Genomic DNA, 19,739 nt, shown 5'->3' with positions numbered 1-19,739 from the left:
TCACCGGTCGCGCCTGCCACCCGGCACCGGGGGCTCCACCGCGTCGCGGATGCTGGCGCGGGCCGCCGCGGCGACGGCCTCGCCGGTGATGCCGAACTCGTCGTACAGCCGCTGGTAGTCGGCGGAGGCGCCGTAGTGCTCCAGGCTGACGATGTGGCCGGCGTCGCCGACGACCTCGCGCCAGCCCTGGCCGACGGCGGCCTCCACGCTGACCCGGGCGCGGACGTCCGGGGGCAGCACCTCGTCCTGGTAGGACAGCGGCTGCTCGGCGAACCACTCGCGGCAGGGCATGGAGACCACGCGTACGGACAGTCCCTCGTCGACCAGCAGCTTGCGGCCGTCGAGGGCGATCTGCACCTCCGACCCGGTCGCCACGAGGATGACGTCGGGGACGGTCCCGGCGTCCTCGGCCAGGATGTAGGCGCCGCGCGCGGCTCCCTCGGCGGAGGCGTGGACACCGTCGGCACGGTCGAGCACCGGGAGGTTCTGCCGGGTCAGGACGAGGCCGGCGGGGCGGTCGGTGTGCTCCAGGATCGTCCGCCAGCAGACGGTGGTCTCGTTGGCGTCACCGGGGCGTACGACGTCGAGTCCGGGGATCGCCCGCAGGGCGGCCAGGTGTTCGACCGGCTGGTGGGTGGGGCCGTCCTCGCCCAGGCCGATGGAGTCGTGGGTCCACACATAGGTGGCCGGGAGTTTCATCAGGGCGCCGAGGCGTACCGCGGGGCGCATGTAGTCGCTGAACGTGAGGAACGTGCCACCGTACGGGCGGGTGAGGCTCTGCAGCGCGATGCCGTTGAGGATGGCGCCCATGGCGTGCTCGCGGATGCCGAAGTGCAGCGTGCGCCCGTAGGGGCCGCCCGAGAACTCGGCCGTCTGGCGGTCGGCGGGGATGAAGGACGGCTCGCCCTCCATGGTGGTGTTGTTGCTGCCGGCGAGGTCGGCGGAGCCGCCCCACAGCTCGGGCAGGACCGGTGCGAGGGCGGTGAGCACCTCGCCGGACGCCTTGCGGGTGGCCATGCCCTTGGCGTCGGCCGGGAACTCCGGCAGGGCGTCGGTCCAGCCGTCCGGCAGCTCCTGTTCGCGCAGCCGGTCCAGCAGGGCGGCCCGCTCCGGGGCGGCGGCCCGCCAGTCCTCGTAGGCCCGCTGCCAGCGCTTCCTGGCGTCCCTGCCGCGCTCCCCCACCGCGCGGGTGTGGGCGAGGACCTCGTCCTCGATGGGGAAGTACGTGTCGGGGTCGAAGCCGAGGAGCCGCTTGGTGCCGGCGACCTCGTCGTCCCCCAGCGCGGCGCCGTGCGCCTTGCCGGTGTTCTTCTTCGTCGGGGCGGGCCATCCGATGATCGTGCGCAGCATGATCAGCGAGGGCCGGGACCGCTCCGCCTTCGCCTCCTCGATCGCGGCGAGCAGGGCGTCGACGTCCTCGACGTAGTCGCCCGTACGGGTCCAGTCCACGGTCTGCACATGCCAGCCGTAGGCGGCGAAGCGGGCCGGGACGTCCTCGCTGAACGAGATGTCGGTGTCGTCCTCGATGGAGATGTGGTTGGAGTCGTAGAACGTGATGAGGTTGCCGAGCTGCTGGTGGCCGGCGAGCGAGGCGGCCTCGGAGGCGACGCCCTCCATCATGTCGCCGTCGGAGGCCAGCACGTACACGTGGTGGTCGAAGGGGCTGGTGCCCGGCGCGGCGTCCGGGTCCAGCAGGCCCCGCTCCCGGCGGCCGGCCATCGCCATCCCGACGGAGGCGCCCATGCCCTGGCCCAGCGGGCCGGTGGTGATCTCGACGCCGCGGGTGTGCCGGTACTCGGGGTGGCCGGGGGTCGCCGATCCCCAGGTCCGCAGCGCCTGGAGGTCCTCCATCTCCAGGCCGTAGCCGGCGAGGTAGAGCTGGATGTACAGGGTGAGGCTGGTGTGGCCGCACGAGAGGACGAACCGGTCCCTGCCCAGCCACTGGTCGTCGGCGGGGTCGTGCCGCATGACCTGCTGGAACAGCAGGTAGGCAAGCGGTGCCAGGCTCATCGCCGTGCCGGGATGGCCGTTACCCGTCTTCTGGACGGCGTCGGCGGCGAGCACCCGTACGGTGTCCACCGCGCGCACGTCGACGTCGCCCCACCCCGCCCGCTCGGCCACCGGCCGGGCGAGGCCGGGGTCCCGCGGTGCTGTGCTGCCGGAAGAGGATCGCTCGGGCGCCATGGTGTTGTCTCCTCGCACGTCGCTTCTCGGTACGACGGGGCCGGTGCGGCTCGCCACCCCTCGCATCCTCTGTTCCCCCGTCCTCCTCCGCACCCGGAGGGGGCCCGGCGGTGCGGTGAGGCCCGCGATGCGCGACGGGCGGTAGCGATGCCCGGCGCGGGTGACGGTGCCGTGGGCCCGTCGACCGGTCGCCTACCCCGCGCGGTGGCCGGCAGGCCCGCACCGCCGTACGCGTACCCGGCCGGATGCGACGAACTTGTTCGTTACGAACATGTTCGTTATGGTCGAGGGGTGACTCCGCGAACCCCAGCCCCCCGCAGCCGCCGCGAACGGCCGGCCAAGCCCGCCCTCACCCACGAGGCCATCATCGACGCGGCGGTCCGCGTCATGGCCGCCGAAGGACTCCAGCGCGTCACCATGCGCCGACTGGCCCAGGAGCTCGACACGGGCCCGGCATCGCTGTACGTGTACGTCGCCGGCACCGCCGAACTGCACGCCGCGATCCTGGAGGAGCTGCTCGGCGCGGTCGACCTCTCACCGGCCGGCGGCGAGGGCGACTGGCGTGAGCGGCTGGCGCGGGTGCTGCTGTCGTACACCGGCGTGCTGTTCGAGAATCCGGGCCTCGCCCACTCCGCGCTGGTCGCCCGCCCCTCCGGGCCGCACTACCTGGCGCTCGTGGAGACGGTCCTCGACCTCCTGCACCAGGGCGGCGTCCCGGACGGGCAGGCCGCCTGGGGCGTCGACGTACTCCTCCAGGTGGCCACCGCCACCGCGGCCGAGCAGTCCGCGCGCGACGACGCACCCGACGCCGAGGACGAACACAGCGCCCTGGTCGAGGCGTTGGGCCAGGCGTCGGCCCGGACCCATCCGCGTATCGCCGCGCTCGGCAGCGACCTGTTCTCCGGCTCCCCGCACCAGCGGCTGGCCTGGATCTTCCGGGCGGTCGTCAACGGCACGGCCGCCACCCCCCGCTGAGCCCCGCCACCGGCTCCCAGCAGAAAGCGAAGGCACCACCATGAACACCACCCATCACCCCGTCACCATCGTCGGGGCCGGCCTCAGCGGCCTGGTCCTCGCCCGGGTCCTCCATGTGCACGGCATCGGCTCCGCCGTGTTCGACCTGGACGCCGACCGGCAGGCGCGCACCCAGGGCGGCATGCTCGACATCCACGAGGAGACCGGCCAGGCCGCGTTGCGCGCGGCGGGGCTGTACGAGGAGTTCCGGGCCAAGGTCCATCCCGGCGGCGAGGCCCTGCGCGTGCTCGACAAGCGGGCCGAGGTGCTGCTGGAGCAGAAGGACGACGGCGACGGCGGCCGCCCCGAGATCGACCGGGGCGATCTGCGCGACCTCCTGCTCGACGCGCTCCCCGAGGGCACCGTCCGCTGGGGCAGCAAGGTCACGGACGCCGCGCCGCTCGACGGAGGGCGCCACCGGGTGACCCTCGCGGACGGCACCACGTTCACCACGGACCTGCTCGTCGGCGCGGACGGTGCCTGGTCGAGGATCCGCCCGCTCCTCTCGCCGGCACGGCCCGCCTACACCGGCATCTCCTTCGTCGAGCTGGACCTCTTCGACGCCGACGAACGCCACCCTGCCTCCGCCGAACTGATCGGCGGCGGGATGTTCTTCGCGCTCGGTGACGACAAGGGGTTCCTGGCCCACCGCGAGACGGACGGCAGCCTGCACATCTACACCGCCCTGCGCGCGGCCGAGGACTGGCTGTCCACGATCGACTTCACCGACACGGAGGCCGCCAAGGCCGCGCTGCTGGAGCACTTCACGGACTGGGCGCCCGGTCTGCGCGCCCTGATCACCGAGGCGGACGGAGCGCTGACCCCGCGGCTCATCCACGCGCTGCCCGTCGGGCACCGCTGGCAGCGCGTCCCCGGGGTGACCCTGCTCGGCGACGCCGCGCACCTGATGTCCCCGTTCGCCGGGGAGGGCGCCAACCTCGCGATGTTCGACGGTGCGGAGCTGGGCGAGGCCCTCGCCGCGCACCCCACGGACACGGAGACCGCGCTGTCCGTCTACGAGTCGGCCCTGTTCCCGCGGAGCGAGCAGACCGCTGCCGAGTCCGCCAGGAGCCAGGAGATGCTGTTCGACGCCCGGGCACCCCAGCCGCTCGTCGACATGTTCACCTCTTTCGAGGCGTGACCATCAGGGCGGCGCCGGGTGCGGAGGCGGTCAGCCGAAGCGGCGGAACAGCTCTTCGAGGTACTCCTCCAGCCTGCTGGTGAGCAGGGCGGACGTCAGGGTGCGGCCCAGTTCGCGCCAGGGCACCGCCACCTTCTCGGCGTCCGGCGCGAACGCGAGCGCGTCCAGGACGCGCCAGTACAGGTGGGCCGCCGGGTCCTCGCTCAGCGTGCCCCCGCAGGCCAGATAGCGGTCGGCGAGCCGCATCCCCTCCCGGGCGCCGTACAGGAGGGCCAGGGCCGTGGAGCAGTGCGCCACGTCCAGGTCGGCCGGTCCCCAGGAGGTCTCCACCCAGTCGACGACACCGCTGATCTCCGTACGGGCGCCCTGCCCGGTGAAGAGCACGTTGCCGGGGTGGAAGTCCCGGTGCAGGAAACAGGGCCGGTACGCGGGGGGATCGCGCCGGATGACGTCCACGGCCCGCCGCCACAGGTCCGGTCGCCCGGTGGTTTCCGGTAGCCGCACCCGGTCGGGGGACGTCCAGGCCTCGTACACGCGCGGCCGGGCCTCGGCCGGGACACGTATCCGGTGGATGCCGACGAGTTGGCGGGCCAGAAGCCCGGTCCGCAGCTCCGCTCCCGCCTCGTCCAGTCGCACACCGCCGGGGAGCAGTGACATCAGCAGCGACGGGTGGTCGCAGTACGCCGCCGTCGCGTCGAGACCGCGCAACTCGGCCACCGGCACGTCGGTCCGGTGGAGAAGACTCAGTACGTCCGCTTCCCGGGTGAGCAGGCCCTTCGCGTGCTGGACGAAGAACGGCTTCACGAACGATCTCAGCACGAACCGCTGCGGCTCCCCCGTTCCGCCGACGCGCAGACTCCGCATCTCCGAGGTCCATCCGCCCCGCAGTCGCTCGGCGGCGTCGATGCGGCGGTCTCCGCCGACACGCTCCTCCACCCAGGCCCGCGTGTGGGACCAGCCCCGGTCATCGACGTCCCCGACCACGGTCCCACCCTCGTTCGCCACCATGCGCACAACCTATCGGCCGGCACCGGGGCCGCCGCGTGACGGTGTACGCACGCCGGGGCGCCGGGCCCCTCGCGTCGAGCGGTCCGGCGAGGCGCCGCCCGGGGTCGTGACCCGCCGGCTCACATCAGCGGGACCTGGGTGAAGCGGGCCGCGATGTGCAGCTCGGACTCGATGTGCCCGGCGGTGAGGCGCAGTTCGGGAAGGACCTCCTCCAGGCACGCCTCGATCGTCCGGCTGCTGCTGTGCATGGCCACGTTGATGGACGCGACGGCCGAGCCCGCCCGGTCCCGCACGGGTACGGCGATCGAGCGCAGGCCCGCTTCCAGCTCCTCGTCGACCAGGGCGTACCCCTCGGCGCACGCACGCTCCAGCGCGGCTTCGAGCTCGGTGCGGTGGGTGAGGGTGTGGGGGGCCAGGGGGCGCAGTTCCGCGTGGTCGAGGAGGGGCGCCAGGGCGGCGGGTGGCAGGTCGGCCAGCAGGACGCGGCCCAGGGAGGTGGCGTAGGCGGGGAAGCGGGTGCCGACGGTGATGTCGACGTCCATGATGCGGTGGGTCGCGGCGCGCGCCACGTACTGCACGGAGTCGTCGGCGAGGACGGCCAGGGACGCGGAGTCCTGGATCCGCCCGGCGAGCGCGGAGAGGTGCGGGCCGGCGATGCGCGCCAGGGTGGTGCGGGAGAGCGGCGGGTATCCGAGCGCCAGGACACGGGGGGTGAGCCGGTGGTCGCGGCCCTCGGCCGTGACGTAGCCGAGGTGTTCGAGGGTGAGCAGGGCCCGGCGCGCGGAGGCGCGTGAGAGGCCCGTCGCACGGGCGACGGCACTGAGCGTCAGGGCCGCTCCGCCGTCGCCGAAGGCGGTGACGACGGTCAGGCCCCGGGCGAGGGACTCGACGAACCCCCGGCCCAGCTCCTGCTTCGAGGCAGTGGTCCATGAGGCGAGGGCCCCCTCGGAGGGCGAGGTGCCGGCCGGCGGCGCGTCGCGCAGCCGGCGCTCCATCGCCGAGGCGGCGTCGCGCAGCCGCGGCAGGAGGTCCTCGCGGAGCCCCCGCGCGGTGTGCCGGCTGGTGTGGCTGACCACGCTGAGCACACAGGCGAAGCCGCCGTCGGGGTCCCGTACGGGGACGGCGAGGGCGAGCAGGCCCGGTTCGATCAGCTGGTCGTCCACCGCCCAGCCGTCGGCCCGCGCCGCCGCCACCCGTTCCTCGAACAGGTCGTCCGCCGGGCCGGGGCGCTTCGGCAGGGACGGGAAGCCCTCCCCCTCCGGGTCCGAGGCCCGCCGCTCCCGCCAGGCCTGCCACTCCCCGGCCCCCCAGAGGGTGGCGAACAGCGTGCCCGGGGCGGTGCGTTCGACGGGCAGCAGGTCGCCGATGCGGAAGCGCAGGGACATCGCACGCCGGCGGGTGGCCTGGTGCACGAAGCGGATCCCGCCGCCGTCGGGCACGGCGAGGGAGACCGTCTCGTCGAGTTCGTCCGCGAGGGCGTCGGCCCGGTCGCCCAGGAGACCGGGAAGGCGGACCGAGGAGAGATAGGCGTTGCCCAGCTCCATCAGGCGCGGCGCGAGGGTGACGGTCCTGCCGTCGATACGGACGTATCCCGTGCGAGCGAGCGTGAGCGTGACCCGGTCGACGGTCGAGCGGGCCAGTCCGGTGGCGCGCTCCAGGTCGCCGAGGGCCAGGGAGCCGTCGGCCTCGGTCAGCCGGCGCAGGACGGCGATGCCGCGCATCAGCGGGGCGACGGCCTCCGCGGGCACCTCCGCGCCGCGCCGCGCGGTCCGGGTCGTCGGCATCCGTTCCTCCCTCGGGCAGGCGCCCCGGCCGTTGACAGAGCTCCGGCCCGGGCGGCAGACTCATCGCATCATAGTGAAGGAAACTTCACTATGCGAACACTAATGGATGGACGGTCCCATGGACAAGGTGGTCGCGTCGGCGGCGCTGGCCGTCGCCGACGTGCCGGACGGCGCGTCGGTGGCAGTGGGGGGCTTCGGCCTCAGCGGTGTGCCGAACGTGTTGATCGACGCGCTGTACGCGAGCGGCGTCAGCGGGCTCGGTGTCGTGTCCAACAACTGCGGAGCGATGGATACCGGTCTGGCGGTGCTGCTCTCCGCGGGCCGCATCAGCCGGGTGACCGGCTCGTACATCGGCGCGAACAAGGAGTTCGCCCGGCAGTACCTCGGCGGTGAGCTGGAGCTCGAGCTGATCCCCCAGGGCACCCTGGCCGAGCGCCTCCGGGCCGGCGGGTCGGGGATACCCGCGTTCTACACCCCCGCCGGCGTGGGCACACAGGTCGCCGACGGCGGACTCCCCTGGCGTTACGACGGCGAGGGCGGGGTGTCCCTGGCCTCCCCCGCCAAGGAGGTACGCGACTTCGACGGCACCGAGTACGTCCTGGAGCACGGCATCCGCACCGACTTCGCCCTCGTCAGGGCGGCGAAGGGCGACCGGCACGGCAACCTCGTCTTCAACAGGTCCGCGCGCAACTTCAACCCGCTCGCCGCGATGGCCGGCCGGATCACCGTCGCGGAGGTCGAGGAGCTGGTCGAGCCGGGCGAGATCGACCCGGACCACGTCCACCTGCCCGGCATCTTCGTGCAGCGGGTGGTCGCGCTGACCCCCGGGCAGGCCGTGGACAAGAAGGTCGAGAAGCGGACGATCACCGAGCGGGAGGCGCGGCACTGATGGCCTGGACGAGGAACGAGATGGCCGCCAGGGCGGCCGCGGAGCTGCGCGACGGCGAGTACGTCAACCTCGGCATCGGACTGCCGACGCTGATCCCCAACCATCTGCCCGAGGGCGTGCACGTCGTCCTGGAGTCCGAGAACGGCATCCTGGGCACCGGCGCCTTCCCGTACGAGGAGGACGTCGACCCGGATCTGATCAACGCGGGCAAGGAGACGGTGACCGTCCGGCCGGGCGCCTCGTTCTTCGACTCGGCGCTCTCCTTCGGCATGATCCGCGGCGGCCACATCGACTCCGCCGTCCTCGGGGCCATGGAGGTCTCGGCCCGGGGCGATCTCGCCAACTGGGCGGTGCCCGGGAAGATGGTGACCGGGATCGGCGGGGCGATGGACCTCGTGCACGGGGCCCGCCGCGTGATCGTGACCATGACGCACACCGCCAAGGACGGCAGCCCCAAGATCGTCGAGGAGTGCACCCTGCCGCTGACCGGCAAGGCGTGCGTCGACCGCGTCATCACGGATCTCGCCGTGCTCGACGTGACCGAGGACGGCTTGGTCCTGGTGGAGACCGCCCCCGGGGTGACCGCCGCCGAGGTCCTGGAGCGGACGGCCGCTCCGGTCCGTACAGCCGAGAGGACCGCATCATGAGCTTCCGCCCCCGCGACGTGTACATCGTCGACGCCGTCCGCACCCCGATCGGCAGGTACAACGGGGCGCTGGCGCAGGTGCGGCCCGACGACCTCGCCGCCCACACCCTCCGCGCGCTGCTCGAACGCACCCCGGAGCTGGACCCGTCGCGCATCGGTGATGTGGTGCTCGGCAACGCCAACGGCGCGGGCGAGGAGAACCGCAACGTCGGCAGGATGGCCGCGCTCCTCGCGGGTCTGCCGGTCTCCGTCCCCGGGGTGACCGTCAACCGGCTCTGCGCCTCCGGTCTCGAGGCCGTCGTGCAGGCGGCCCGGGCCGTGGCGCTCGGCGACCACTCCCTCGTCATCGCCGGCGGCGTCGAGTCGATGACCCGCGCCCCGTACGTGCTGCCCAAGAGCGACCGCGCCTTCCCGGCCGGGCACCCCGAGATGTACTCGACCACCCTGGGCTGGCGCATGGTCAACCCCCGGATGGATCCGCAGTGGACGGTGCCGCTCGGCGAGAGCGCCGAGCTGATCGCCGAGAAGCACTCCATCAGCCGTGAGCAGCAGGACGAGTTCGCGCTCGCCTCCCACCGCAAGGCGTCGGCGGCCCGGGCGGCGGGGCTGTTCGACGGGGAGATCGCTCCCCTGACGATCCCGCGCCGCAAGGGTGATCCGGTCGTCGTCGACCGGGACGAGTGCATCAGGGACGACGCGTCGCTGGAGGCGATGGCGAAGCTCCCTCCCTCCTTCCGTACGGACGGCGGCACCGTCACCGCGGGCAACTCCTCCCCGCTGAACGACGGCGCGTCGGCCCTGCTGCTGGCCGACGAGGACGGTCTGCGGGCCACCGGCCGCGAGCCGCTGGCCCGGATCACGGCCTCCGCCGTGTCCGCCAACGAGCCGCACCACTTCGGGCTCGCCCCCGTCGAGGCGGTGAACAGGGCTCTGGACCGCGCGGGCAGGAGCTTCGCCGACCTCACCGCCCTCGAACTCAACGAGGCCTTCGCCGCCCAGGTGCTGGGCTGTCTCGCCGAGTGGCCCGACCTCGACCCGTCCGTCCTCAACCCGAGGGGCGGGGCGATCGCGATCGGCCACCCGCTCGGTGCCTCGGGGGCGCGCCTCGCCGGGTCGATCGCCCACCAGCTCAGGGCGGCGGGGTCGGGCGTCGGCGTGGCGACGCTGTGCATCGGCGTGGGCCAGGGCTCCGCGCTCGTCCTGGAGAGGTAGTCCCGGGCGGCTGAGGCGGGCCCCTCCCGAGCGGCGGAACGGGCCCGCCGGATGAATGATGGACGGCATGACCTCCCAGACCGTGTTTCCGGCGGCGGACGCGATGCCGCCCGTGCGGCTGCCGTCGGACGGTCCGTGGTGCGTGACGACGGGGAGCGGGGGCGGAGCGGTCCGCCCGAGGACGGCGGGGGCCGCTCGATGAGGTCCGCCGAGGGGCTGCTGGAGATCGGCTTCATGCGCACGGTCTTCGACAGCCTGGGCGCGGGGGTGTTCGTCACCGACCTCACCGGCCGGCTCACCGCGTGCAATCCACGCGCGCAGCAGCTCCTGGGGCGTCCGCAGAAGGCGATGCTCGGCCATGACCTGCACGATCTGCTGCACCGCGGGCCGGACGGCGACACGCTCCCGCGGAGCGAGTGCGGCATGCTGGCCGTCCTCGACAGCGGGCGGCCCGCCGAGGGCAGCGAGGAGCTGTTCCTGCGCGGGGACGGCAGTCTGGTGCCGATCATCTGGGCGGCCACCCCGTTGCGGCACGAGGGGCGGATGGAAGGCTCGGTGGTCGTCTTCCACGATTTCAGCCTGCACCGTGACGCCGCCGAGCAGACCGCGGCCCACCTCGCCGCCCTGGAGGGGCTCACCGCGCGGCTCACGATGGTGGCGGAGGTGTCCACGGTCCTCATCTCCGCCCTGGAGACGCCGGAGATGCTGGACAGGCTGGCGGGGCTGCTGGTGCCGGACATGGGTGACTGGGCCGCGATCGACGTAAGGACGGCGGGACAGACGGGCGAGATGCGGCGCGTCGCCGTACGGGCGCCGCACGACCCGCGTACGGCGGAAGCTCTCCGGGGTCCCCTGCCGCCCGTGCCCGAGTCCACCCGTTCGGCCGTGGTCCAGGCGTTGCGCAGCGCCGAGCCCGTCTCCCTGGACGCCGACGACCTCGCGGAGGCGCCGGACAGTCCGCTCGCCTCCGCCCACCGGGAGCTCTTCGACCGGCTGGGCGGCAGCTGCGCCGTCGTGGTGCCCCTGTACACCCGGCGGCAGGTCTTCGGCGCGCTGACCGTGGCGCGGGTCGAGCCCGGCTCCTCGTACACCGAGGCCGAGCTCTTCGTGCTCGCCGACATCGCGCGCCGGGCCGGCCTGGTCATGGAGGCGGGCGAGCTGTTCGAGCAGCAGCGCCATGTCGCGGAGACCATGCAGCGTCAGCTCCTCACCCCTCTGCCGCAGGTCGACCACCTGGAGCTGGCGGCGCGCTATCTGCCCGCCGAGAGCGCCGCGGAGATCGGCGGGGACTGGTACGACTCGTTCCTGCTCAGCGACGGTGTCCTGACGATGGTCATCGGGGACGTCGTCGGCCACGACCTCAAGGCCGCCGCCCACATGGCGGAGGTCCGCAACATGCTGCGCGCCCTGGCCTGGGACCGGACGGAGCCCCCCAGCCTGATCATGCGCCGGCTGGACGAGGCCATGACCCACACGAGCGACGCCCCCATGGCCACCTGCGTCTTCGCCCGTATCGAAGGCCCGGAGGGCGGGCCCTGGCAGCTCCGCTGGGTCAACGCCGGGCACCCGCCGCCCCTCCTCATCACCGCCGACGGGCACACCCGCTTCCTGGAAGCCGGCCACGGCCCTCTGCTCGGCCTCAGTTCGGCGCTGCACATGGGTCTCGGGTGGCCCGACGCCGAGGCGGACCTCCCGCCCCGGTCGACGCTCCTGCTGTACACGGACGGGCTCGTGGAGAGCCGGACCCGTGACATCGAAGCCGGTCTCGACACACTGCGCCGGCATGCCGCGGCCCTGGCCCGCCGTGACATCGAGGACTTCCTCGACGAGCTCCTGCGGCGTATCGACCCCAGCGGCGACGACGTCGCCCTGCTGGTCCTGCGCACCCCGGCGGCCGGTGTCGGCGCCGGTCCGGACGAGGCACCGGCGCAGCAGGCGCACAGCCCGGCCGCCGCCAACCGCGGGGCGCCCGGCTCCCGCATCGAGGACACCCCCGTCAGGGACACCTCCGAACCGGGCTGAGGCATACGACGAGCCTTCGCACAAGGGGGGTTGGCGACACCTCCGATCGGGGTCCGGGGCGTACTGATCTTCCGCCGGGAGCCTGGCAGGGTCGTCGGTGAGCGACCGACGGGCCCGCGGGATCCGGGCCATGACCCAGGGGGAAGAACCATGCACGCAAGCGCCTCGCCGCAGCAGTCCTGCTCGCCGCCACCCTGACCGGAGCACTCGCTCCCGTCGCGGCGGCCCGTCCTTCGGACCCCGTGCGGCGGCAGCTGGATCTGCTGGTGGACCGGGACGGTGTCCCCGGCGCCCTCGCGTACGACGGGAAGGTGACGAGGACGGCGGGCGTCGCCGATCTGGTGTCGGGCCGTCGGATGCCCGGCGCCCAGGGGCGGTTCCGGCTGGCCAGCGACACCAAGGCGTTCACCGCGACCGCCGTCATGCGCCTGGTGGCGGACGGACGGGTAGGTCTCGACGACCGCGCCGGGACCTATGTGCCCCAGCTGGCCGGAAGCGCCATCACCGTACGGCAGTTGCTGAAGCAGACCAGCGGTCTTCCGGAGTACACGGCACTGGTCGACTGGTCGGAGGCGGGTACGCCGCAGGAGTATCTGGCTCTCGCGCTCGGCGCGGATCCCGTGTTCGAGCCCGGGGAGGACTGGGGCTACTCCAACACCAACTACCTGGTGCTCGGCATGGTGATCGACAAGGCCTCGGGCGTCGGCTTCCGCACGTATGTCGAGCGTACGATCCTGCGTCCGCTGCACCTGGACGACACCTACTGGCCGGCACCCGGCGAGCTGACCCTGCGGGGGCCGCACGCCCGTAACTACGGGGTGAACCCGGCGTTCCCGGAGGCGGGCGTCGTGGACGTGACGGAGCTTCCCGGGTACGAGTTCGGCGCGTCCGGCGGGCTCGTCTCCACGCCCGAGGACCTCAACGCCTTCTGGGACGGCCTGTTCGGCGGCCGGCTGCTGCCGTCCCGGGCGCTGCGCCTGATGACCCAGGACACCACCGACATCGGCGGCAGGGACGTCTACCCCGCGGGCAGCCGCTACGGCTACGGCGTCGCCTCGGTGCCGCTCAGCTGCGGCGGGGTCTACTGGGGTCACGGCGGCGACCTGCCCGGCGGCTCGGTGGGCGGCGGGCGCGCCACGGGCGGACGGGGCACCGTGACCGTCTACACCACGACCTGGGCGGGCGAGGGCGAATCCCTGGCCCACCTCCAGGGCGCGGTGGACGCCGCACTGTGCGCCAAGGGCCGGGGGTGAGCCCTCCGCCCGGGTGTGTAGCGGGTGCCGATCAGTCCGCCGATGCGGTGCTCCCGCGCCGGCCGGCATGGAAGCGCGCCTTCTTCTGACGATTCCCGCATGTGTTCATGTCGCACCATTTGCGGGTGCGGCTCCGGCTGGTGTCGAAGAAGGCGGCGCGGCAGGTCGGTGACGCGCACAGGGCCAACCGTCCGTCCCGTTCGCCCGAGATGACGCTGATCGCGTCGGCGGCGATCACACCGAGGGCGTCCTCCACGCGGGAATCCGGGCCGAGCCGCCATCGCCGTTCACCCTCGGGCGTCAGGATCGCCGCCGCCCGCCCCTGGGCGCTGCGGTCGTTGATGGTTCGGACAGCGGCTGCGGGGAGGGCGTCCTGGATCGCGGCCGCTGTCGCGGCGGCGTGGATCGACTCCCTCAGATCCCGGGCGAGGCCGAGCTGGGCCGTGGTGCAGGAGTCCACGGCGAGGCCGTACACCGCCAGCCAGTCGACGAGCCGGCCCGGCACCGGAATGCGCTCCACGGCGCTCCCATGACGCTCCGACAGAGTCCCCGTGAAGCTGGTCGCCAGCACACTGCCGAGGCGGAAGTCAGGGAACGCGGCACACATGGAACCACCATAGCTGGTTGCAGCAGGGGCCGGAGGGCTGCTAGAACCGTCATAGCCGGTTCGCGGCAGGGCGCGGCCGGCTCCACGACGGCCAGGAGGTCCCATGCCCCGTCCGACCAGCGACGTGCAAGCATTCGAAGACCGTGCCGGTGACGCCGACCTCGACGATCTGCGCGCGAGACTGGCCGCGGCGCGGCTCCCGGAGGCCGAGACGGTCCATCCCGCCGCGCCCGGCCCTCGCCGATGGGCGCAGGGCGTCCCGCTCACCGACCTCGTCGACCTCGTGGACTACTGGCGCACCGGGTACGACTGGCGGTCGTTCGAGGAACGCCTCGACGAGATCGGCCAGTTCCGCACGACCATCGATGATCTGGGAATCCACTTCCTGCACCGGCGGTCCCCGCGCGCGGATGCCACTCCTCTGGTCCTGACGCACGGCTGGCCGGACAGCGTCGTCCGGTTCATCGACGTCGTGGACGAGCTGGCGGATCCGAAGGACGCGGACGCACCGGCGTTCCACGTCGTGGTCCCCTCGCTGCCTGGCTTCGGCTACAGCGACAAGCCGGCCACCACCGGGTGGGGAACCGAGAGGATCGCGGCCGCCTGGGTGGAGCTGATGGGAAGGCTCGGCTACGACGAGTTCCTGGCTCACGGCGGCGACTGGGGCGGCAACATCACCACGGTTCTCGGCGGCAGGTTCCCGGCACACGTGCTCGGCATCCACACCACATTCGCCGAGGGACCGCCCGGGCTGACGACGGACGGGCTGACCGCGGTCGAGCGCAGGTGGACGGAGGAGACCGGTGACTTCTGGCGCCACCGTGCGGCGTACGCGAAGCAGCAGGCGACCCGTCCCCAGACCATCGGCTACTCGCTGGTCGACTCACCGGTCGGGCTGCTCGCCTGGATCCTCGACAAGTTCGCCGAGTGGTCGGACACCGAGAACAGCCCGTTCGAGACGATGTCCCGGGACCGCGTCCTCGACGACGTCACCCTCTACTGGCTGACACGGACCGGAGCATCGGCGGCCCGCATCTATTACGAGAGCCACAACGCGCTGGATCCCCGGCTCCGGGTCGACGTGCCGGCGGCGCTCACCATGTATCCCCGCGACGTCGAGAAGTGTCCGCGCCCCTGGGCGCAGGAGCGGTACCGGCGGATCGTCCGGTGGAACGCGCCTGCAGCCGGGGGGCACTTCCCGTCGCTGGAGGTGCCCGAGTACTTCGTGAAGGACCTGCGGGAGGGCCTCACGGCAGTGCTGGCCGCTCGTCGGTGACCGTCACGGAGCACCGGCTGTCAGACCCCTCTGAGACGCTCGCGGCATGGAGATGACGCTGCAGCTGACGATCGACTGCTCCGATCCGCAGAGGATGGTGGCCTTCTGGGCCGAGGCCCTGGGGTACGCGCCCGAGCCTCCGCCGGACGGTCACGCCACGTGGCGTGCCTACTGGGTGTCGGCAGGGGTCCCCGAGGCGGAGTTGCCGGCCGGCGCCGGGGACATACCGGAGTCGATCATCGACCCCGCGGGGCGAGGACCGAGGGTGTGGTTCCAGCAGGTTCCGGAGCCGAAGGCCGCGAAGAACCGGTGGCACTTCGACCTGAAGGTGGGTGGGGGCCGGGACGTCCCGCCGGCCCTCCGCGTGCGGAGGGTCGATGCCACGGTGGAACGGCTGGTCGAGGCCGGCGCCACCGTCGTGCGGATCAAGGACGATCCGGACACGGGGTTCTACGCCGCCGCCCTTCAGGACCCCGAGGGCAACGAATTCGACGTCGTCTGACGGCCGTTGCGGCCGGGCTCAGCCGGCCGTGCGTGCGGCCATGTCCAGCAGCGTCTGTATGTGCAGGCCGTGGGCGGCGTCGATGCCGGTGCCCCTGCCCGTACGGACCGCGTGGGCGAACTCGCGGCGGAGGACCGGCCAGCACTCCTCGTGGTCGATGCCGGCCGTGTCGTACACCAACTCCTCGCCGGGACCGAACAGTTCGATCCTGGTCCTGGCCTGCGGGAGCCGCACGCAGCCGGAGAGGGACGCCTGGCTGACCGCGCCGTTCTCGTGCTCGCAGGTCAGCTCGGTCCAGCGGCGCGGGTCCCCGGTCGCCCGTACGGAGACGATGGGCGCGACCGCGGTGTCGAGGAGGTCGAGGAGGTGGGGGCCGAGGTCGAGCAGCGCGCCGTGTTCCAGTCGCCACGACGTGGCGAACTCCCCGTCGAGGAAGGCCCCGTGCAGATAGCAGGAGCGGGCTCCGGTGACCTCGCGGCCGGCTGCCTCGGCGAGGAAGGCGCGGGTGGCGGGGTGGTAGCGCTTCGTCAGGACGAGCTGGGAGACCACCCCGTGCTCGGCGACGGCGTCCGCGACGGCGCGCGCCTCGTCGAGTCCTGCGCCGAGCGGCTTCTCCAGCAGGAGGGCGCGCCCGGCGGCCGCGGCCCGTGGTGCCAGGGCGGCCTGCACGGCGGGCGGCACGGCGAAGGCGACCGCCTCGCACCGGTCGAGGAGCTCCTCGAAGGAGGCGGCGACCGGGGCCCCGTAGGCGTCGGCGACCTCGGCCGCCGCCTCCGGGCGACGCGCCCAGACCGCGGTCAGTGAGGTCTCGGGCCCGGCCGCGAGCATGCGGGCGTGCATGGCGCGGGCCCACGGGCCGGCGCCCACGAGGCCGACACGGACCGGCTCGTGGGGCCGGCTGTCCGGGAGGGGGGCGGTGGACATGGTGCTCTCCGTCGTTCTGCTGGGTGGTGTGCTCAGGTGCCGGTACGGGCCAGCGCCGCGAGGCGGGCGTCGGCGCGTTCGGGTGCGTACAGGTGGTCGATGACCATGCGGGCGGCGCCGACCAGGGCCGCGCGGTCGCCCAGGGCGGAGGTGACGACCTGGAGGTGGGCGGTGGTGCGGGGCATGGCGCGCTGGTAGATGAGCTCGCGGACCCCGGTGAGGAAGGGGGTGCCCGCGAGGTCGCCGCTCAGCATCAGGACACCGGGGTTGAGCAGGGTGACGACCGTGACCAGGACCTCGCCGACGCGCTGCCCCGCCTCGCGGGCGAGACGTACGGCGTCCGGCTGGCCGGCGGCGAGGTGTTCGCGTACGTCGGATCCCGACGCGGTGGGGACACCGGCCGCGGTGAGCTGGCCCGCGATGGACCGGCCACTGGCGACGGCGGCGAGGCATCCGTAGGACCCGCACATGCACAGGGCGTCGGGGCGGTCGTGCAGACGGATGTGGCCGATGTCGCCCGCCCCGCCGTCGATGCCCCGGTAGACCTCGCCCCCGACGACGACACCGGCGCCGATCCCCGTGGACGCCTTGACCAGGACGAAGGCGCTGCAGTCCGGGTGACCGGCCCGCTGCTCCGCCAGGGCCATCAGGTTGGCGTCGTTGTCGACGAACACGGGCAGGGGTCCGGCGGCCGGCATCGGGCCGACGTGCTCGGTCCAGGCCTCGCGAAGTCGTTCCCGTACGGGGAAGCGGTCCCAGCCGGGCATGATCGGCGGCTGCACGATCCGGGCCGACTCCCAGTCCACCGGGCCCGGCACCGAGAGACCGATGCCGCAGACCCGCTCGGGCCCCGCCCCGGCCTCGGTGAGCAGCGGGCCGAACCAGCGGGCCAGTTGGTCCAGGGCGCGGTCGGGGCCGTCGGCGATGACGAGGGTGCCGGTGTGTTCGGCGAGGACGGTGCCGGAGAGGTCGAGCGCGGCGACGCGGGCGTGCCGGGTCTCCAGGTCGGCGACGAGCACCACGGCGTGCGTGGGGTCGAACTCCAGCCGGGCGGACGGGCGTCCGCCGGTGGAGGTGCCGCTGACGTCGCGCAGCCAGCCCGCTCCGAAGAGCTGGTCGAGCCGGTGTCCCACCGTGGAGCGGGAGAGCCCCGTCGCCTGCTGGAGCTCGCCGCGCGTGGTGGCCTCGCCGCTGCGAATGAGCTGCAGCAGATGCCCCGCGCTGGCCTGGTTTCCTGCCATCCCCGCCGTCCTCGCCCTGTCCGTCGCGTCACTGCCCGCCCCGAGGGGCTGCCGGGTCTCTCCTCGCCGGCTCTCCCGGCTCCCGGCGTCAGCTCTTGTCCGCACCGCTGGTCAGGCCCTCGGTGAGGAGCCTTTCGGCGGAGAAGAACAGGAGTACCACAGGGATGGTGAGGACGACCGAACCGGCCATCAGCACCGTCTTGGACACCTCGATGCCGTTGGCCAGTTGCTGGAGTCCCAGGGAGACCGTCCACCGTTCGGGGTCGGCCGCCAGGAAGAGGAGCGCGAACAGGAACTCGTTCCAGGCGATCATGAAGACGTACAGACCGGTGGCCATCAGGGTCGGCAGGGCGAGCGGCAGGATGATCTTGCGTACGGTCTGCAGCCGTGACGCGCCGTCGATCGCCGCCGCTTCCTCGATGCTGAACGGGATGGTGACGAAGTAGTTCTTCAGCATGTAGATCGAGACGGGGACGGTCTGCGCGATGTAGACGATGGCGAGTCCGATGAGGCTCCCCGAGAGGCCCATCTTCGCGAACATGACGAAGAGCGGCACGGCCAGCAGGGTGGCCGGGAACAGGTAGACGGCCAGGAACAGGGCGCTGACCTGGCGGTTGCCGAAGAACTTCAGCCGGCTGACGGCGTACGCGCCGGGGACCGCGGCGGCCAGTGTGAGCAGGACCGTGGCGACGGCGACGAGCGCCGAGTTGAGCAGCATGCCGAGGAAGCCCTGGCCGCCGTCCTCGGAGGACTTGAGGACGCTCTCGTACGTGCCGAGCGTGAATTCCTTCGCCGACACCCAGAGGTTGCCCGGGTCGAGGAGCAGGGCGTCGATGGGCTTCACCGACAGCATCAGCATGTAGTAGAAGGGCACGATCGTGATCGCGGCGAGGAAGACGATCACCACCCGGCGCAGGACTCCGAAGAACCGTTCCTCGAACTGGGCGCGGGTGAGCCGGGGCCGCCGGGGCGTGGGCTGCGGGCGGGCGGTGCGCTCCGCCGGCTCGTGGGTCAGGGTCGGGGTGGCGGTCATGCCGACTCCTCCTGCATCTTCTTGCCGAAGAACTTGAAGTAGACGCCCAGGAGGGCCATGAGGACGACGGCGAGGACGAGGGCCTGCGCGGAGGCCGCCCCGACGTCGAAGCGCGAGGTGAGGAAGTCGTAGACGCGTACGGCCACGACGTCGGTGCCGGAGCCGCCGCCGGTGAGCAGGTAGATGTCGTCGAACTTGTTGAACGTCATGATGAAGCGCAGGACGGACAGCAGGGCGATGACGGGCATCAGCTGCGGAAGCAGGATGTGCCGGAAGCGCTGGGACAGCGTGGCTCCGTCGACCTCGGCGGCCTCCTCCAGGCCGGCCGGTACCGCCTGGAGGCGGGCGAGCATGAAGAGGAAGGCGAACGGGAAGTAGCGCCAGGTCTCGAAGGCGATGACGGTGAGCAGCGCCAGCGGGATGTCGAAGTGGACACCGAGTACGCCGACTTCGTAGGACCGGGTGGACAGGAAGGCGATGGGGTCGTCCCACCCGAAGAGCTTTTGGCCCCATTCGTTCACGATGCCGTACTGCGGGCTGAGCGCGACCTCCCAGACGAAGGAGACCGCGACGACGGGGGCGACGTACGGCAGGAGCATGGCGGCCCGCAGGACGCCGCGGCCGCGGAAGGGCCTGCGCAGGGCGAGGGCGGCGATCAGGCCGAGGACGACGGATCCGGCGGTGGCGCCGACGGTGTAGAGGAGCGTGGTGCCGAGGCTGCTCCAGAAGCCGGGTGAGCCGAAGACCTGGGAGAAGTTGTCCAGGGTCCAGCGGCCGAGGAGGCCGTTCTCCTGGATGTCGACCAGCTTGGCGTTCTGGAAGGCGAGCAGGACGGTCCACAGGATCGGCAGGATCACCACGACCAGGACCACGAGGAAGGTGGGGGTCACGAAGGCGAGGCCCGCGCGGTTCTCCCGCGTGCTCGTACTCTTCGACCGCCTGCTCGTACTCTGCGACGGGTCGCGGCGCTTCTTCGCGCCGCTCTGGATGGTGCTCATGGGTC

At 72.6% G+C, this 19,739-nt stretch carries 17 protein-coding genes; 9 read left to right on the top strand and 8 right to left on the bottom strand.

What is annotated here, in order from left to right; all coding sequences use genetic code 11:
• Window positions 1–2,184 (bottom strand): transketolase, encoded by a 2,184-nt coding sequence (tkt, locus tag JKV81_RS27655; protein ID WP_129260870.1) that lies wholly within the window; start codon window positions 2,182–2,184, stop codon window positions 1–3.
• Window positions 2,185–2,475: 291 nt separating this feature from the next.
• On the opposite strand from tkt, the gene JKV81_RS27650 reads away from it, so the two are divergent.
• Window positions 2,476–3,159, top strand: coding sequence for a TetR/AcrR family transcriptional regulator (locus JKV81_RS27650; RefSeq protein ID WP_129260871.1), 684 nt, complete (start codon window positions 2,476–2,478; stop codon window positions 3,157–3,159).
• Between the two features lie 40 nt (window positions 3,160–3,199).
• On the top strand, window positions 3,200–4,339 hold the full coding sequence (locus JKV81_RS27645; RefSeq protein WP_129260872.1) for an FAD-dependent oxidoreductase: 1,140 nt from the start codon (window positions 3,200–3,202) through the stop codon (window positions 4,337–4,339).
• A 30-nt stretch (window positions 4,340–4,369) separates the two neighbouring features.
• Here the strand turns inward: JKV81_RS27645 and JKV81_RS27640 are convergent, their stop codons facing one another.
• Window positions 4,370–5,347: a phosphotransferase family protein gene (locus tag JKV81_RS27640; RefSeq protein WP_202078303.1), complete on the bottom strand. Its 978-nt coding sequence runs from the start codon at window positions 5,345–5,347 to the stop codon at window positions 4,370–4,372.
• A gap of 119 nt (window positions 5,348–5,466) precedes the next feature.
• Window positions 5,467–7,131 carry an IclR family transcriptional regulator domain-containing protein gene (locus JKV81_RS27635; protein ID WP_236057906.1) on the bottom strand — a complete coding sequence of 555 codons (1,665 nt, stop codon included), beginning with the start codon at window positions 7,129–7,131 and terminating at the stop codon, window positions 5,467–5,469.
• Between the two features lie 118 nt (window positions 7,132–7,249).
• Here JKV81_RS27635 and JKV81_RS27630 point away from each other — a divergent pair, with 118 nt between their 5' ends.
• The 5 genes from JKV81_RS27630 (at window position 7,250) to JKV81_RS27610 (ending at window position 13,153) form a co-directional block, all read left to right on the top strand.
• Entirely contained in the window at window positions 7,250–8,020 is a 771-nt protein-coding gene (locus JKV81_RS27630; RefSeq protein ID WP_124278428.1) for a CoA transferase subunit A, read from the top strand.
• Entirely contained in the window at window positions 8,020–8,667 is a 648-nt protein-coding gene (locus JKV81_RS27625) for a CoA transferase subunit B (protein ID WP_129260874.1), read from the top strand. Before JKV81_RS27630 ends, JKV81_RS27625 begins: the two co-directional genes overlap by 1 nt.
• On the top strand, window positions 8,664–9,878 hold the full coding sequence (locus JKV81_RS27620; protein WP_202078301.1) for a thiolase family protein: 1,215 nt from the start codon (window positions 8,664–8,666) through the stop codon (window positions 9,876–9,878). The genes JKV81_RS27625 and JKV81_RS27620 overlap by 4 nt, the downstream gene beginning before the upstream one ends.
• Before the next feature lie 198 nt (window positions 9,879–10,076).
• A complete protein-coding gene (locus JKV81_RS27615; RefSeq protein WP_202078311.1) occupies window positions 10,077–11,900 on the top strand; it encodes a SpoIIE family protein phosphatase in 1,824 nt (607 codons plus the stop codon).
• 179 nt (window positions 11,901–12,079) lie between these two features.
• The gene (locus tag JKV81_RS27610) at window positions 12,080–13,153 is read left to right on the top strand and encodes a serine hydrolase domain-containing protein (protein WP_202078309.1); all 1,074 of its coding nucleotides are present in this window, start codon (window positions 12,080–12,082) and stop codon (window positions 13,151–13,153) included.
• Window positions 13,154–13,184: 31 nt separating this feature from the next.
• Here the strand turns inward: JKV81_RS27610 and JKV81_RS27605 are convergent, their stop codons facing one another.
• Window positions 13,185–13,760 (bottom strand): CGNR zinc finger domain-containing protein, encoded by a 576-nt coding sequence (locus JKV81_RS27605; protein ID WP_202078299.1) that lies wholly within the window; start codon window positions 13,758–13,760, stop codon window positions 13,185–13,187.
• Between the two features lie 103 nt (window positions 13,761–13,863).
• Between JKV81_RS27605 and JKV81_RS27600 the strand changes: the two genes are divergently transcribed.
• Window positions 13,864–15,036 (top strand): epoxide hydrolase family protein, encoded by a 1,173-nt coding sequence (locus JKV81_RS27600; protein ID WP_202078297.1) that lies wholly within the window; start codon window positions 13,864–13,866, stop codon window positions 15,034–15,036.
• A gap of 46 nt (window positions 15,037–15,082) precedes the next feature.
• The gene (locus JKV81_RS27595; RefSeq protein WP_202078295.1) at window positions 15,083–15,538 is read left to right on the top strand and encodes a VOC family protein; all 456 of its coding nucleotides are present in this window, start codon (window positions 15,083–15,085) and stop codon (window positions 15,536–15,538) included.
• A gap of 18 nt (window positions 15,539–15,556) precedes the next feature.
• On the opposite strand, the gene JKV81_RS27590 is transcribed toward JKV81_RS27595, so the two are convergent.
• The 4 genes from JKV81_RS27590 to JKV81_RS27575 form a co-directional block, all read right to left on the bottom strand.
• A complete protein-coding gene (locus tag JKV81_RS27590; RefSeq protein ID WP_202078293.1) occupies window positions 15,557–16,462 on the bottom strand; it encodes a Gfo/Idh/MocA family protein in 906 nt (301 codons plus the stop codon).
• A 32-nt stretch (window positions 16,463–16,494) separates the two neighbouring features.
• Window positions 16,495–17,703, bottom strand: a complete 1,209-nt coding sequence (locus JKV81_RS27585) for an ROK family transcriptional regulator (protein WP_202078291.1) — start codon at window positions 17,701–17,703, stop codon at window positions 16,495–16,497.
• 88 nt (window positions 17,704–17,791) lie between these two features.
• A complete protein-coding gene (locus JKV81_RS27580; RefSeq protein ID WP_236057904.1) occupies window positions 17,792–18,736 on the bottom strand; it encodes a carbohydrate ABC transporter permease in 945 nt (314 codons plus the stop codon).
• On the bottom strand, window positions 18,733–19,734 hold the full coding sequence (locus JKV81_RS27575) for a carbohydrate ABC transporter permease (protein ID WP_202078289.1): 1,002 nt from the start codon (window positions 19,732–19,734) through the stop codon (window positions 18,733–18,735). Before JKV81_RS27575 ends, JKV81_RS27580 begins: the two co-directional genes overlap by 4 nt.
• Window positions 19,735–19,739: the final 5 nt, after the last annotated feature.

This window comes from Streptomyces silvae, assembly GCF_016745505.1.
GTDB classification, from domain to species: domain Bacteria; phylum Actinomycetota; class Actinomycetes; order Streptomycetales; family Streptomycetaceae; genus Streptomyces; species Streptomyces silvae.
Note: the sequence above shows the minus strand (reverse complement) of the source record. Positions and strands in the feature narration are given on the sequence as shown.

What these genes read in the sequence shown, in the direction of transcription:
- JKV81_RS27600 (WP_202078297.1), top strand. Translation starts at nt 13,864, where the DNA reads ATGCCCCGTCCGACCAGCGACGTGCAAGCATTCGAAGACCGTGCCGGT.
- JKV81_RS27620 (WP_202078301.1), top strand. Translation starts at nt 8,664, where the DNA reads ATGAGCTTCCGCCCCCGCGACGTGTACATCGTCGACGCCGTCCGCACC.
- JKV81_RS27580 (WP_236057904.1), bottom strand. Translation starts at nt 18,736, where the DNA reads ATGACCGCCACCCCGACCCTGACCCACGAGCCGGCGGAGCGCACCGCC.
- JKV81_RS27585 (WP_202078291.1), bottom strand. Translation starts at nt 17,703, where the DNA reads ATGGCAGGAAACCAGGCCAGCGCGGGGCATCTGCTGCAGCTCATTCGC.
- JKV81_RS27575 (WP_202078289.1), bottom strand. Translation starts at nt 19,734, where the DNA reads ATGAGCACCATCCAGAGCGGCGCGAAGAAGCGCCGCGACCCGTCGCAG.
- JKV81_RS27645 (WP_129260872.1), top strand. Translation starts at nt 3,200, where the DNA reads ATGAACACCACCCATCACCCCGTCACCATCGTCGGGGCCGGCCTCAGC.
- JKV81_RS27630 (WP_124278428.1), top strand. Translation starts at nt 7,250, where the DNA reads ATGGACAAGGTGGTCGCGTCGGCGGCGCTGGCCGTCGCCGACGTGCCG.
- JKV81_RS27590 (WP_202078293.1), bottom strand. Translation starts at nt 16,462, where the DNA reads ATGTCCACCGCCCCCCTCCCGGACAGCCGGCCCCACGAGCCGGTCCGT.
- tkt (WP_129260870.1), bottom strand. Translation starts at nt 2,184, where the DNA reads ATGGCGCCCGAGCGATCCTCTTCCGGCAGCACAGCACCGCGGGACCCC.
- JKV81_RS27625 (WP_129260874.1), top strand. Translation starts at nt 8,020, where the DNA reads ATGGCCTGGACGAGGAACGAGATGGCCGCCAGGGCGGCCGCGGAGCTG.
- JKV81_RS27640 (WP_202078303.1), bottom strand. Translation starts at nt 5,347, where the DNA reads ATGGTGGCGAACGAGGGTGGGACCGTGGTCGGGGACGTCGATGACCGG.
- JKV81_RS27595 (WP_202078295.1), top strand. Translation starts at nt 15,083, where the DNA reads ATGGAGATGACGCTGCAGCTGACGATCGACTGCTCCGATCCGCAGAGG.
- JKV81_RS27635 (WP_236057906.1), bottom strand. Translation starts at nt 7,131, where the DNA reads ATGCCGACGACCCGGACCGCGCGGCGCGGCGCGGAGGTGCCCGCGGAG.
- JKV81_RS27605 (WP_202078299.1), bottom strand. Translation starts at nt 13,760, where the DNA reads ATGTGTGCCGCGTTCCCTGACTTCCGCCTCGGCAGTGTGCTGGCGACC.
- JKV81_RS27615 (WP_202078311.1), top strand. Translation starts at nt 10,077, where the DNA reads ATGAGGTCCGCCGAGGGGCTGCTGGAGATCGGCTTCATGCGCACGGTC.